We start from the raw sequence: 14,053 nt of genomic DNA, 5'->3' as shown, positions 1-14,053 counted from the left end.
CTCCAGGGTCGACACTCGGGATCGTGAAAGACACAACGCCCGGGCCCACGGGCCCGAGGCTCCTACTTCTGCTTGCCAGTGGATGGGGCTGGAGGAGGCACGGAGAGGTCGTTGCGGACGACCTCTCCGCCCTTCATGACGAAGCGCACGTGCTGGAGCTCCGTCACGTCATTCAGCGGGTCGCCGGAGACGGCGATGAGGTCTCCATAGTGCCCCTTCTCCAGCGAGCCGACGTGCTCCTGGAGGCCGAGCAGCTCCGCGGCCCGCGAGGTGGCGGCGCGGATGGCCTCCAGCGGTGGGAGTCCGGCATGCTGGAGCGCGGCGATCTCCACGGCATTGCGTCCCTGGTCCCGGGGGGAGCTGGCATCGAAGCCCGTGACGATCTTCACCCCCATCGCGTGGGCCTGCTTCACCACCCCGCGTGCGGTCTGGAGCGTGGACTCGATGCTGCTGCGCACCGCATCGTTGGGGGCCTGCTCCGCGAGCGTCTCCAGGATGCCGAGCGTAGGCACGAGCCAGGCGCCCTTCTTCTTGAGCAGGTCGAGCGCGGCGCGGTCCGCTTCATGTCCGTGCTCGATGGAGTCCGCGCCGGCCTCCAGGGCGTTGCGGATGCCCTCGCTCGAGGTGGCGTGGACGGCGACCTTGCGGCGGGCCTTGTGCGCCTCCTCGATGATGACGCGCAGTTCCTCGACGGTGAGGGTGGGGCGGTGCCAGTCGGCATAGACCTTGAGGAGATCCGCGCCGTGGGCGAGCTGCTCCCTCGCGGCGCGGCGTGCCTCCTCGACGCCGCTGATCATCTGCGCACCGGAGGGAAAGTCCTTCAGGTCGGAGGAGATGCCGAACGGGTGGTAGTTGCCCACGGCGGCGATGCCCCGGGTCGCCACCTGCATGCGAGGGCCCTCGACGAGCCCCTGGCGGATGGCGTTGCGCAGGTCCACGTCCGCGTAGCCGGTGCCCTCGTTCTCCACGTCGCGCACGGTGGTGTATCCGGCGCGCAGCGTGGCCCGGGCGTTGGCGGCGCCCTCGAGGGTGCGGAAGGCCTGGGACTTGGTGAGCAGGTCCTTCTCGTACTCATCGCCCGTGGGCGAGTCGGAGAAGCGCGCCATCAGGTGGGTATGGCCGTCAATCAATCCCGGCAGCACCGTGGCGCCACCGAGGTCGATGACCTTCGCACCCTCGGGCACCGCCAGCCCCGAGCCCACCGAGGAGATGCGACCGTTCTCGATGATGATGACGGGATTGGACACATACCCGCCGCCGCGCACGTCGAGCATCCGCGAGGCACGGACGACGACAGGCCCGGGTGGAGTGCTCGGGGCGCCCTGCTGGGCACCCGCGCTCGTGCTCGCGACGAGCGCGATCAGTGACAGGCTTCTGGCGACGATGGAACGCACGACCCCTCCTGCATCCGGTGGATTCAAAGGGGGCGCAGCCTACCGTTCGCCCGTGAGGGCGTCGTGAGTTCCCGCGAGCGCACGATGCCTTGACATACGCCGTGGCAGGGAGCAGGACTGGCGAGGTCACCGTGTCCGAGGGAACCCCCATGGTCCACATGAAACGCGCCTACGAACCACCTTCCCAGGCGGATGGCTATCGGGTCCTGGTGGAGAGGCTCTGGCCTCGCGGGATGAAGAAGGAGGCGCTTGTGCTCGATGAGTGGCTCAAGGACATCGCGCCCAGTGCCGAGCTGCGCAAGTGGTATGGGCACGAGCTGGAGCGCTGGACGGAGTTCCAGCAGCGCTACCGTCACGAGCTGACCCGGGAGCCCGCCCACTCGCTCTTCATGAAGCTCCTCGAGCGGGCGCGGCACGGCACCGTCACGCTGGTCTTCGCCTCGAAGGACGAGGAGCACAACAGCGCGCTGCTGCTGAAGCAGGAGCTGGAGAAGAGGTTGCGCGGGTAGCCGCTCCTCCGTGGTGAGCGCATTCCCACGCGCCCATCCTCCCGCGAAACCATGGATGTCAGGCCTGTTGAGTTTCATGAGGCACTACCAACGTGAAGGAGTGCCTCATGGCTCTTGGGAAGTTCATCTGCGTCGGGCTGCTGGTGATGCTCGTCGCGTGTGAATCGACGGGTGAGCTTTCGCGCCGACAAGGTGCCGATTTGGAGGTGTCCGATATCGAGCCGGAGGCCTCGGCCGAGGACCTCTACTTCGAGCTGGTACGGCTGCACTCGGCGGGGTTGATGACTCCAGAGCGCATGGCGGCCCTCCAGGACAACCTGGACTGGGTGGATGCGCACTCCGATGCAGAGGAACGTGAAGCGCAGGAGCGCCAACTCCTGGCCTCCACCCTGCGGCGTACGCTGAACGAACTGCATCGGGAGCAGAACCCGGTGGTGATGGGAAGCGAGGGGCGCGTCTATGCGCGGAAGCTGAACTACGCGGGTGTGCGCGAGTCACGACGCTCCGCGGAGAACATGCTCCTCCTCGCCGGAATGCTGGGGGTGCCCACGAGTGAGGAGGACCTCGTTCTCATGGTGGCCATCCCGGTGGGGGGCTACGTGGTGGTGAAGGTGGGCGGGATGGCATTCAAGCGAGCGGCCTTCCTGCTGCGTCGGGCGAGGACGGTCGACGATGTCGTGGACCATGCGAAGGCGCTGGGGCTACGGCCTCGGTACGTCGCGAGTGAGACGGAGCTGCGGGAGGTCGCGGGCGATGCGGCGGCTGAGGCCCTGCGCCGCACGGAGCCCCATGTGGGCGCTCGAGAGGGTGTACAGGGCGGAAAGGTCAATCCCTGGAATCTCTCTGAGAGGGATGACAACTGCACGGCCTGTGTGGCCTCGGTCATTCGAAACAGCCTGGAAGGCTACTTCAAGCACTCGGCGGACGACCTGGAGAGGTTGTTCGGCCACACTGGCAGGGCGCGTGCTTTCAGCCCGGAAGATTCTCTGCGTTACATCGAGAGGGCGACAGGATTGAAAGCCAGCCGTGAAGGAGTCGCGATTCTTGAGCCTTGAGCTCCTGCCGGTCACTACGCCATCTTCACGAGGTGGTCCGGTGGTCACTACAACCATGTGGTATATGGCCGAGTGACACCTGCTGGGCGCGTCGTCGTCTTCGATCCTCAGACCCTGGAGCACATGAGCTACCAGGGGCTACTGAAGCGCTACGGCAAGGCTCGACCGCATCTGTTGGAGGCCCCATGAGCGGAGGACCGTACCTGTGTGAGTATTGCGGCTATGGCTCGCACAGCAAGGAGCGGTGCACGCACTGTGGGCGGGACATTTCCGGGCTGGTCGATCAGCCCCTGAAATTCAAACTCCCTCGCTCGGGGAAGTTGATCATCCGCCCCTATGACAGGGCCAATGCTGAGCACACCTGGAAGGACCTGGCGAAGGAATGGGACAGGCTGGAGCGGGAGACCAACCTTTCTCTCCTCCCCAGCCAGATGGAGAAAATTCCTCCGAAGGGGGACGTGCTCGAGCTCTACGGGAAGGATGTTGATGCCAGCCACCTTCTTGAGGCCCTGCCGGGACGACTCACCATCGAGTTCCAGGAACTGCCTCGCGAGCAGATTCCCCACCGGCCAAGACGTGAGCCTCTCCGTCCTCCCACCGTGCCCAAGAACAAGCGCTGAGGTGCATGCCTCCAGCGCAGCCCGTGGACTGCGGGGAGGACCTTGGGTGCATTGACCCGGAGAATGGGAAGCGCCGCAAGCACCGCCACTGAGTCGCGGCGTCCCAGCAGGCTCAGCCGTGCTGGGGACCGCGCGGGGGCGGGCCGGCCTTCTGGAGCGCGTAGTGCTCCTCGTCGTTGAAGACGCGCGAGCGGATGAGGAAGCGCACGCCCTCGGGCGCCTCCGCGGAGAAGCCGCTCCCTCGCCCCTTCACCACGTCCACCGTCAGGTGGGTGTGCTGCCAGTACTCGAACTGGGGACCGCTGATGTAGAAGGGCGTGTCCACGATGGTGCCCAGGAAGACGTCCTCCTGGCCCACCTTGAACTCGCCCCTCGGGAAGCACATGGGCGCGCTGCCGTCGCAGCACCCTCCCGACTGGTGGAAGAGCAGCGGTCCGTGAATCCCCTGCAGCTTGCGCAGCAGGGTCTCGGCCGCGGGAGTGACGGCAACGCGCTTGACGCTCATCGGTGGTCCCTCACCTCGAGACTAGAAGAAGCCCATCGGCTTCGGGTCGTAGCTCACCAGCATGTTCTTCGTCTGCTGGTAGTGCGAGAGCATCATCTTGTGCGTCTCGCGGCCGATGCCCGACTGCTTGTAGCCGCCGAACGCCGCGTGCGCCGGGTACAGGTGGTAGCAGTTCACCCACACGCGGCCCGCCTGGATGCCGCGGCCCATGCGGTACGCCGTGTGCGTGTCGCGCGACCACACGCCCGCGCCCAGGCCGTACAGCGTCTCGTTGGCCATCGCCAGCGCGTCCTCCGCGTCCTTGAACCTCGTCACCGACACCACCGGGCCGAAGATCTCCTCCTGGAAGATGCGCATCTTGTTGTGGCCCTCGAAGATGGTGGGCTCCACGTAGTAGCCCTCGGCCAGCGCGCCGGACAGGTGCGCCCGCCGCCCGCCGGTGAGCACCTTCGCGCCCTCCTGCCGGCCCACATCGATGTACGAGAGGATCTTCTCGAGCTGGTCGTTGGACGCCTGCGCGCCAATCATCGTCGCCGTGTCGAGCGGGTTGCCCTGGACGATGCGCTTCGTCCGCTCGATGGCCTTCTGCATGAACTCCTCGTAGAAGCGCTCTTGCACCAGGGCGCGCGAGGGGCAGGTACACACCTCGCCCTGGTTGAGGGCGAACATGGCGAAGCCCTCGAGCGCCTTCTGCGCGAAGTCGTCGTTCTGCGAGAACACGTCCGCGAAGAAGATGTTGGGCGACTTGCCGCCCAGCTCCAGCGTCACGGGGATGAGGTTCTCCGAGGCGTACTGCATGATGAGGCGGCCCGTCGTCGTCTCACCGGTGAAGGCCACCTTGGCCACGCGCTTGTTGCTGGCCAGGGGCTTGCCGGCCTCGATGCCAAAGCCGTTGACGATGTTGAGCACGCCGGGGGGCAGCAGGTCGCCAATCAGCTCCGCGAACTTGAGGATGGTGACGGGGGTCTGCTCGGCGGGCTTGATGACCACGCAGTTGCCGGCGGCCAGCGCGGGCGCCAGCTTCCACGCCGCCATCAGCAGCGGGAAGTTCCAGGGGATGATTTGCGCCACCACGCCCAGCGGCTCGTGGAAGTGGTACGCGACGGTGTGCTCGTCGAGCTCGGCGAGGCTGCCCTCCTGGGCGCGCAGGCAGCCGGCGAAGTAGCGGAAGTGGTCGATGGCCAGCGGCAGGTCCGCGGCGAGCGTCTCGCGGATGGGCTTGCCGTTGTCCCACGTCTCGGAGACGGCGAGCATCTCCAGGTTGGCCTGCATCCGGTCGGCGATCTTGTTGAGGATGTCCGCGCGGGCGGTGGGGGACGTGCGGCCCCAGGCGGCCTTGGCCTTGTGCGCGGCGTCGAGTGCCTTCTCGATGTCCTCCGCGGTGGAGCGCGGCACCTCACAGAACGGCTTGCCGGTGACGGGGGTGATGTTTTCGAAGTACTGCCCCTTCACGGGCGGGACGAACTCACCACCGATGTAGTTCCCATAGCGGGGGAGGTACTGCACCTTGCTGCCCTTCTGCCCCGGAGCTTCGTAGATGGTCGACGACATTCAGACCTCGGCTTGGGTGGATGTTTCTGGCAACGGCAGGGGAGAGGGCACCGACGATAGGCAGGTGCCGCTCCGCGTCATTGTCGGAAACGAACACGCGAACGTCGGAAAGTGATCATGCCAGCTCGGGCAGCGAGCATCCGGGCTTACGGTGCTACGCGCCCGTCACACTCCAGCTAATGACTCCCCAGCAGCGTCCGCATCAGCTCGCGCAGCTCGTCGGAGGAGAACGGCTTGTCGACCCGGTGGTTCTTCACCTCGGCCAGGAACGCACGGGCGTTGGGGGTGAAGGCGCCACCGGTCAGGAACACCATCCGCGCAGCCAGCTCGGGTGAGCAGCTGGCGATCGCCTGATGCAGCTCCACCCCGCTCATCTCCGGCATCATCACGTCGCACAGGATGACGTCGAAGTGCTCGCCGCCCAGGAGCCGCGCGTGGGCCTCTTTCGCGCTCGTCAGCGTCAGGACCTCGTGCTCGCGCTGGAGCGTGCGGCGGATGGCCACGCCAATCATGGGCTCGTCATCCACCACCAGGATACGGCCCCGCCGCGCCGCCGTGGGCTCCTCCTGGGGTCTGGAGGCCTCGGCGGGCCGCGCGGCCGTGGCCGCCTTTAGGATGACCCGGAAGGTGCTCCCCTTTCCGATGCGGCTCTCCACGCTCATCCGTCCACCGAAGCCGGTCACGATGCCGTGGCAGATGGACAGGCCGAGCCCCGTTCCCACTCCGACGGGCTTGGTGGTGAAGAACGGCTCGAACACCCGCTCCAGGTGCTCCTCGGCGATGCCCACGCCCGTGTCCCGCACTTCGATGATGACGTCCGAGCCCTCGCGTCGCGTGACGACGCGGATCTCATTGCGCTCCACGTCCCCTTCCGGGATGGCGTGCGCGGCGTTGACGAGCAGGTTGAGGATGACCTGTCCCAGCCGCCCCTCATGGGCCCGGGCCATGAGCGGCTCGCCGTACTCGCGCACCAGCCGGGCGCGGTGCTTGAGCTCGTTCATGGCCATGCCGATGGCCGTTCCGAGCACCTGGTGCACGTCCACGGGCTCGGGTGGTGCGTCCTCGTCCATGCGCGAGAACAACTTCAACTGCTTGACGATGTCGCGCACCCGGATGGCCCCCATCCGGATCTCGTAGAGCAGACCGCTGACCTCGCCCTGAGTGCTGTCGGGCAGCTCCGCCCGGGCGAGCACGTTCGTCTCCAGGAACTCGAGGTTGGAGAGCGTATAGGCGAGCGGGTTGTTGATCTCATGCGCGACGCCCGCGGCGAGCACCCCGAGCGAGGCCATGCGGTCGGAGTGCAGCAGCCGGGCATGCATCTGCCGGCGCTCGGTCATGTCGCGCACGCTCCAGAGCATGCACGGCTGGCCGTCGAACATCAGGGGCGCCTGGGTGAGCTCCACGGGCACGTGGCCGCCCGTCCTGCGCATGATGCGCAGCTCGCGGGAGGGGATGGGCATTCTCGTGCGGATCGACTCGGAGATTTCGGCCTGGAGCGCGGCCCACACCTCCGCCTGCAGGAACTCCTCCCCCAGCGTCATGACCGACATCCCCACGAGCTCGTCGGCGGATGTGCACCCGAGCATGTGGACGAGCGCGGGGTTGACGTAGACGAGCCGGTCCTCCCGCTGCACGCCGATGCCATCGGGCAGCCGCTCGATGAGCTCGCGGAAGCTGTCCTGGGAGCGGCGAAGCGCCTCCATCGTGCGCGCGTGTTGGAGCGCGTAGCGGATGGAGCGTCCGAGAACCGTGGGAGAGAGCTGGGACTTCTCGAGGAAATCGACGGCCCCGGCCTGCTGCGCCAGGTGGTCGATGGTGGCGTCGTCCTGTCCGGTCAGCAGGATGAACGGGACGCGCCAGCCGCGCTGCTGGGCCTGGTGGAGCAGCTCGAGCCCCGTCGTCGCGCCGAGCCGGTAGTCCAGCAGGCACACGTCATGGCGGCTGGACTCCAGCGCCTCCAGGGCCTGCTCGCAGGTCTCCACCCACTCGAGCTCCACCCTCCTGGGCCCGATGGAGCGCAGGCAGTCCCGGGTCAGTATGAAGTCGTCCTCGTCGTCCTCGACGAGCAGCACCTGGATGGGGTGGGTGTCCGCCTCGAGCCTCTCCATGGGCTCCCTCACTTGCCCGTCCGCTGCTCGAGCGGCAGCGTGATGGTGAAGGTCGAGCCCTTGCCCGGTGTGCTCCGCGCTCCGATGGTCCCTCCATGCCGCTCGGCGATCTTCCGGCAGATGGCGAGGCCGATTCCCGTGCCTTCGTACTGCTCGCGCCCGTGCAGGCGTTGGAACACCTTGAAGATGCGGTCGACGTACTTCTCCTCGAAGCCGATGCCGTTGTCCTCCACCACCAGCTCGTACTGGCGGGTGTGCGCATCCACCGTGCCGCGGATGGAGATGGAGGGCGGCACGCCGGGCTGGCGGAACTTGAGGGCATTGCCCACCAGGTTCTGCAGGAGCTGACGCATCTGGAGGGGATCCGCCTCGAGCGCGGGCAGCTCCCCGAGCGTGATGGTCGCTCCCGCCTGCTCGAGCGCCATCTCCAGGTCCGCCATCACCTCGCGGGCGATGGTGGAGAGGTCCACCGGGGTGAAGGGCTGCCCCTGCGAGGACACGCGGGAGAAGGCGAGCAGGTCGTCGATGAGCCGGCGCATGCGCACCGCGGCGTTCTGCATCCGGTCGATGTAGTCGCGGCCCTCGGTGCCTAGCGGGTCGGAGAACTTCGACTTCAGCCGCTCACCGAAGGTCTGGATTTTACGCAGCGGCTCCTGCAGGTCGTGCGAGGCCACGTAGGCGAAGCTCTCCAGCTCGCGGTTGGATTGCTCCAGGCTCAGCTGGGTCTTCTTCAGGTCGGAGATGTCGGTGAGGATGACCGCGAAGCCGACCACCTGATGGCCCACCTTGATGGGGGTCACCCTGGCGGTGAACCACTCGGCGCCGGTGGTGACGGAGGGCCTGGCCTCGTAGGCGCCGGGCTCTCCCGTGGCGAGCACCTTCTGGATGACCTGGCGAGCCACCGGGGCCGTCTCCGGGGCAATCCACTGGTACAGGTCGGTGCCCAGCACCTGCGAGAGGGGCTGGCCGGGCACGCTGAAGTTGACGTAGCGCACGCGCGAGTCGGTGTCGCAGGTGAACATGATGTTCGGCGACTGCTCGACGAGCGCCCGGATGCCGAAGGCCTCTTCCAGGCTCATGCGGCCCGCGGAGAGGTGCGTGGACAGGTCATTGAGCGCCGCGGCCACCGGAGCGAGCGGTCCACCGCCCACGGGGCATCGGGCGTGAGGATCCTGGGACACCAGCCTCGCAATCATCTCGAGTAGCTGCGCGACTGTCGTGTCCTGGGTCGACGCAGTGCCGGAGGCCTCGCCCTCCGGACGCATGCCCGCCTCGTTTCCCCGGCTCTTTTCCACGAGATCCTGTCCCCTCTGGCGAGAGACCCTCCAGTGTGGCCCTGGGCCACATCTAGGAGAACATCTCCCTCGAAGTAGAAGTAGCACGACCGTTGATGATGTAAAGTGTAGGGCAGATTGAACAAAAGGGGCTTGCAAGGACGGGTTCGAGTCGTTCTCGAAAGTGCCCGCTCGACATGGTGGCGAGGAGGCATGGAGAGCACTTCCCGCTCCGTACCTGCTCGGTGAGCGGAGAGACCTCGTGCTTCGCGTGAAGACGTACAGCTCCCCGGCAACTTCGCCACGAGGGAAGACAGCGCAGCGCCGTTCGCAGGTTGCATCGAGCTGGAGCGCCTGGAGTCGGTAGGATTCAGGGACCCATGAAACTCATCGCCTTCGTCGAGCTCATCATCGGGTGGGGCCGGTTCATCTCCTGGACGCTCATCGTCTCCAGCCCCTTCGTGCTGGTGTTCGGCGTGCTCAGGAAGAACGTCCGGGCGACACTGCTCTACTCCACGCTGAGTGGGCTGATGTTGCTGGGAGGCCTCATCGGCGTCAGTACGTACTCTTCAGTGGTGGCGGCGCTGGAGCCCGTTCTCGCGGGGCCCGTGGGCAAGCGGCTCGACGTGCGTTTCGCGGATGTGGTGAGTGGAGCGCAGGGCTCGCTCGACACCTGGTCCGGCAAGGTGGTCCTCCTCCAGTTCAGGGCGAGCTGGAACGAGGATGCGAACCACCCGATGCAGGACCTCGAGCAGGTGCTGGCCGAGCTCGGTGGTACGGACCTCGCGGTGTTGACGCTCTGGGATGAGCCGAGGGACGTGTTGCTCGCCAGGCCCCCGCCGCCTCCGGCAGTGGTGCGCGGCACCTTCGAGCTCGAGTCGATGCCGGAGCTCCTGCGCGGCCATGCCGTCCAGCGTCCGGTCTCCGTCCTCATCGACCGGAAGGGTGTCGTCCGGGATGTCTTCGTCGGTGAGCGGGACGCCGCGTTCCTCGTGCGCGAACTCCGCGAGTATCTCTGAAAGGCGTCGAAGCATGACGATACAGGAAGGGCCCCGGGACCGCGGGACGAAGGGCAACTCAGTGGGACGCGAGGGGTGGCTGCTCAGCCTGCTGCTCGCCGCGCTCGTCATCTCCGGCGGGGTCGCCGGGACGATGCTCATCCGCTCGATGTTGCCGCCGGAGAGAGCGCGCATCCCGGTCAAGGTGGTCGGCGCGTTCTGGAAGCGCGAGATGAAGACCGAACGGCGCTTCAAGCGTCTCGTGAGGGGGTTCGCCTGGGAGCGGGTCATCCAGATCGAGAAGCGGGTGCGGGGGCGGGACACCGGCTCGAGCCTGCCCGATGGGGCGAAGCTGATCCGCAAGCGCGTCTCGCGCGAGACCACCGAGAGCTGCACCAAGGCGGGCTCGAAGCGCGAGCGCAAGAAGAAGGCGGAGAAGGACTGCATCCAGGTGCCCGTCACCCGCACGTCCTACGAGTACGAGTACAACGTCTGGATGAAAGGCCGGGTCCTGAAGGCCGTGGGGAAGGACCGCGAGGACCGGGAGCCGTCCTGGCCCAAGGTGTCCCTGGGGGCCGGGGAGCGGGAGGGGGCCTCGAGCGCGGTGTACCGCGTGCTCTACGTGGAGGAGGGCGTGGAGGGCGAGCAGTCCCTGGAGGTGGACGAGTCGCGGTGGCGGCAGCTCAAGCCGGGCGATGAGTTGCCCGTCGATACCGAGCGGTGGGGTCCGACCCGCACTCTCACGGAGAGCTCGCAGGGCCCGGAGGACTTCACTCCGCGCTGGCCGGAGGTCCTGGCGGACGAGCGGGTGACGGAGAAGAGCGCGAAGTACATCCTCCACCTGCGGGACGAGCGCGGGCTGGGGTATTCCGCGCCGGTGAGCGAAGCGCAGTGGCACCAGCTCGCGCCGGGAGGCTCGTGCACCGTCGTCCTCCATCACGGTCAGTTCTTCGGCGTGGAGTGATGGGAAGCGGACCCGCGCCCGCCTGCTTCGTGGAGCTGACAGTGGGCTTGCGCTGACCTGTTGCGCGGCGCACCCATGGAGCGTAGGGAGTCGCCTCTCCCATGTCCGAGACCGCTCAACTGCTCGAAGCCGTACGAAAGGAAGCCCGCCCCGGTATCTGGTCCACCGGGGTGAACCTCTCCCGTGCCGGGGCCGTGGTGCTCCAGTCCCAGAAGCCGGGGGAGATCGAGCTCAGGGTGCGCGCCCCCGGACGCCCGGTCGCCCTCACCGTCACCCTCTATCCCAATGACGACGCCTGGGAGTGTGACTGTCCCAGCCGTGTGGATCCGTGCGAGCACGTCGTCGCGGCCGCCATCACCCTCCAGCAGGCGGAGAAGCAGGACGCCCCACTGGAGGTGGCCTCGAAGCGGTGGTCCCGCGTGGTGTACCGGTTCACGCGCCTGGATGGTGGGCTGGAGCTCCACCGTGCGCTCGTGCATGCCGACGGGAAGGAAGAGCCCCTCGAGAGCCTCACCGCCGTGATGGCGAAGCCGGCGCAGGCCGCGAACCTCCAGGTCGAGCAGTCGGACCTGCTCGCGGATCGTCTCCTGGAGCGCCGCACGCGGGGCGCGCTGCCTCCCGAGCGGCTGGATGCGCTGCTCCAGATCCTCCAGCAGGCGCGCAACGTCCTGCTCGATGGGCGGCCCGTCGCCGTCTCGGAGGAGGTCATCCTTCCTCGCGCCGTGGTCGAGGACCGGAGCGGGCAGTTGGTGGTGTCGGTGACGCGAGACTCCCGCATCGTCGAGGTCGTGAGCCCCGGCGTCGCCCTGGTCGGTGATGCGCTGGCCCGCCTGGGTGAGACCTCGATGACCGGAGCATGGCTCCAGAACCTGCCGGTCGTCCGCACCTTCTCTCCCGAGCAACTGGGTGAAATCTCCTCGAAGGTGCTCCCGGATCTGGCCCGGCGCATGCCGATTGATGTCCGCAGCAAGCGCCTGCCGCCGCTCGACCGCGAGCTGAAGCCGCGCATCCTGCTGGAGCTCAACCAGCTCGAGTCGGGGCTGTCCGTCCTGCCCACGCTCGTCTATGGAGCGCCGCCGTCGGTGCGGATCGACAACGGCCGGATGGTCTACCTGCGCGGGGCCGTACCGCTGCGCGACGAGCCGGCCGAGCAGCGCCTCATCCACCAACTGCGCGACGAGCTGAACCTGGTGCCCGGCCGGCGGCTGACGGTGCAGGGCCAGGAGATGGTGCGCTGGGCGGACAAGCTCCGGCGCTGGCGGGGAGACCTCTCCGGTGACGCGGCGGGCGTGGTGAGCCCGGACGTGCGGCTCCGGCCCCTGCTCAAGGTGGAGTCCACTGGCACCGGGCCCGGCGTTCCCGAGGTGCGCTTCACGCTCGAGTTCCAGGTGGAAGGGGAGAAGGGCACGACGACGCGGACCGTGGACGCCGAGGCGGTCATCCGCGCGTGGACGGAAGGGTTGGGGCTCGTTCCCCTGGATGGGGGCGGTTGGGCTCCGCTGCCTCGGGCATGGCTGGACAAGAATGGACAGCGCGTCGCGGACCTCCTGGCCGCGCGCCAGGCGGATGGTCGTGTCTCCAATCACGCCCTGCCGGAGCTGAGCGCGCTGTGTGAGACGCTCGAGCAGCCGCCTCCGCCGGGACTCGACCGGCTGGCGCCGCTCGTCGAGGGCTTCGAGAAGCTTCCGCCTCCGACTCTGCCCGGGGACCTCTCCGCCACGCTGCGCCACTATCAGCAGCAGGGCGTGAGCTGGCTCGGCTTCCTCCGGAGCGCGGGGCTCGGAGGCATCCTCGCCGACGACATGGGCCTCGGAAAGACGCTCCAGACGCTGTGCGTGCTCGGCCCGCGCTCGCTCGTGGTCTGCCCCACCAGCGTACTTCCCAACTGGGCCGCGGAGCTCAAGCGCTTCCGTCCGTCGCTCAAGATGAACGTGTACCACGGGCCCGGCCGTGCCCTGGATGAGTCCGCTGACGTGACGCTCACCACGTACGCCATCCTGCGCCTGGACGCGGCCGTGCTCTCGGCACGCACCTGGGACGCGCTCGTGTTGGACGAGGCCCAGGCCATCAAGAACCCGGACAGCCAGGTCGCGCGCTCGGCCTTCGGGCTCAAGGCGAACTTCCGTCTGGCCTTGAGCGGTACGCCGCTCGAGAACCGGCTGGAGGAGCTCTGGAGCCTGATGCACTTCACCAACCCGGGCCTGCTCGGGGGACGCAGACAGTTCGAGGAGCGGCTCGCCCGGCCCATCACCGAGGGCAACTCCGAGGCGGCCGAGCGGTTGCGCAAGCGCATCCGGCCCTTCGTCCTGCGGCGCCTCAAGCGGGATGTCGCGCCCGAGCTGCCGCCGCGCACCGAGTCCGTCATGCACGTGTCGTTGGATGAGCGCGAGCGCGCCGTCTACGACGCGGTGATGGCGGCGACCCGCGCGGAGGTGGTCGCCCTGTTGAACGAGGGCGGCAGCGTGCTGAAGGCGCTGGAGGCGTTGCTCCGGTTGCGCCAAGCCTCCTGCCATTCGGCGCTCGTTCCCGGCCAGCACGCCAGCTCGTCGTCGAAGGTGCAGACGCTCGTGGATGCCCTCGGCACCGCCGTGTCGGAGGGACACAAGGCCCTGGTGTTCTCGCAGTGGACGTCACTGCTCGACCTCATCGAGCCGCACCTGAAGTCCGCCGGAATCGCCTTCGAGCGCCTGGATGGCTCGACGCCCAATCGCGGGGAGATCACCTCGCGTTTCCAGACGGCGGAGGGAGCGCCGGTGCTGTTGATGTCCCTCAAGGCCGGTGGCACGGGCCTCAACCTCACCGCGGCGGACCACGTGTTCCTGATGGACCCGTGGTGGAACCCGGCCGCGGAGGCGCAGGCGGCGGACCGTGCCCACCGCATCGGCCAGGAGCGCCCGGTGATGGTGTACCGGCTGGTGTCGCAGGGGACGGTGGAGGAGCGGATCCTCGGGCTTCAGGAGAAGAAGCGCGCCCTCTTCGAGGCGGCCCTGAGCGAGGCGTCCGCCGCGACGGCCATCACCCGCGACGACCTGCTCGAGCTCTTCTCCTGAGCCGGGCGCCGGGCCTTCCGGAGCC

The 14,053-nt window shown here is 67.8% G+C and carries 11 protein-coding genes; 6 read left to right on the top strand and 5 right to left on the bottom strand.

Annotated features, from left to right (window positions below):
* Positions 1-62: 62 nt before the first annotated feature.
* On the bottom strand, positions 63-1,394 hold the full coding sequence (locus DAT35_RS06470) for an amidohydrolase family protein (RefSeq protein WP_108066012.1): 1,332 nt from the start codon (positions 1,392-1,394) through the stop codon (positions 63-65).
* A gap of 149 nt (positions 1,395-1,543) precedes the next feature.
* Here DAT35_RS06470 and DAT35_RS06465 point away from each other — a divergent pair, with 149 nt between their 5' ends.
* From DAT35_RS06465 to DAT35_RS06455, 3 genes are all read left to right on the top strand, one after another.
* Positions 1,544-1,903 (top strand): DUF488 domain-containing protein, encoded by a 360-nt coding sequence (locus DAT35_RS06465; protein WP_108066011.1) that lies wholly within the window; start codon positions 1,544-1,546, stop codon positions 1,901-1,903.
* Positions 1,904-2,010: 107 nt separating this feature from the next.
* Positions 2,011-2,958, top strand: a complete 948-nt coding sequence (locus DAT35_RS06460; protein WP_146209595.1) for a hypothetical protein — start codon at positions 2,011-2,013, stop codon at positions 2,956-2,958.
* Positions 2,959-3,143: 185 nt separating this feature from the next.
* Positions 3,144-3,578: a hypothetical protein gene (locus tag DAT35_RS06455; RefSeq protein WP_108066009.1), complete on the top strand. Its 435-nt coding sequence runs from the start codon at positions 3,144-3,146 to the stop codon at positions 3,576-3,578.
* 112 nt (positions 3,579-3,690) lie between these two features.
* Here DAT35_RS06455 and DAT35_RS06450 read toward each other — a convergent pair whose 3' ends face one another.
* From DAT35_RS06450 to DAT35_RS06435, 4 genes are all read right to left on the bottom strand, one after another.
* A complete protein-coding gene (locus tag DAT35_RS06450) occupies positions 3,691-4,083 on the bottom strand; it encodes a DUF779 domain-containing protein (RefSeq protein ID WP_108066008.1) in 393 nt (130 codons plus the stop codon).
* A gap of 21 nt (positions 4,084-4,104) precedes the next feature.
* The gene (gene adh, locus DAT35_RS06445; RefSeq protein WP_108066007.1) at positions 4,105-5,634 is read right to left on the bottom strand and encodes an aldehyde dehydrogenase; all 1,530 of its coding nucleotides are present in this window, start codon (positions 5,632-5,634) and stop codon (positions 4,105-4,107) included.
* Positions 5,635-5,810: 176 nt separating this feature from the next.
* A complete protein-coding gene (locus DAT35_RS06440) occupies positions 5,811-7,742 on the bottom strand; it encodes a response regulator (RefSeq protein ID WP_108066006.1) in 1,932 nt (643 codons plus the stop codon).
* A gap of 8 nt (positions 7,743-7,750) precedes the next feature.
* Positions 7,751-9,007, bottom strand: coding sequence for an ATP-binding protein (locus DAT35_RS06435; RefSeq protein ID WP_108066005.1), 1,257 nt, complete (start codon positions 9,005-9,007; stop codon positions 7,751-7,753).
* Between the two features lie 389 nt (positions 9,008-9,396).
* On the opposite strand from DAT35_RS06435, the gene DAT35_RS06430 reads away from it, so the two are divergent.
* The 3 genes from DAT35_RS06430 (at position 9,397) to DAT35_RS06420 (ending at position 14,028) form a co-directional block, all read left to right on the top strand.
* Positions 9,397-10,035 (top strand): hypothetical protein, encoded by a 639-nt coding sequence (locus DAT35_RS06430; protein WP_108066004.1) that lies wholly within the window; start codon positions 9,397-9,399, stop codon positions 10,033-10,035.
* A 13-nt stretch (positions 10,036-10,048) separates the two neighbouring features.
* On the top strand, positions 10,049-10,978 hold the full coding sequence (locus tag DAT35_RS06425; protein ID WP_146209594.1) for a hypothetical protein: 930 nt from the start codon (positions 10,049-10,051) through the stop codon (positions 10,976-10,978).
* Positions 10,979-11,079: 101 nt separating this feature from the next.
* Positions 11,080-14,028 carry a DEAD/DEAH box helicase gene (locus DAT35_RS06420; protein ID WP_108066002.1) on the top strand — a complete coding sequence of 983 codons (2,949 nt, stop codon included), beginning with the start codon at positions 11,080-11,082 and terminating at the stop codon, positions 14,026-14,028.
* The last annotated feature ends 25 nt before the right edge of the window (positions 14,029-14,053 follow it).

The organism is Vitiosangium sp. GDMCC 1.1324 (assembly GCF_003044305.1).
Taxonomy (GTDB): domain Bacteria; phylum Myxococcota; class Myxococcia; order Myxococcales; family Myxococcaceae; genus Archangium.
This window is presented reverse-complemented; position numbering and strand designations above follow the sequence as displayed.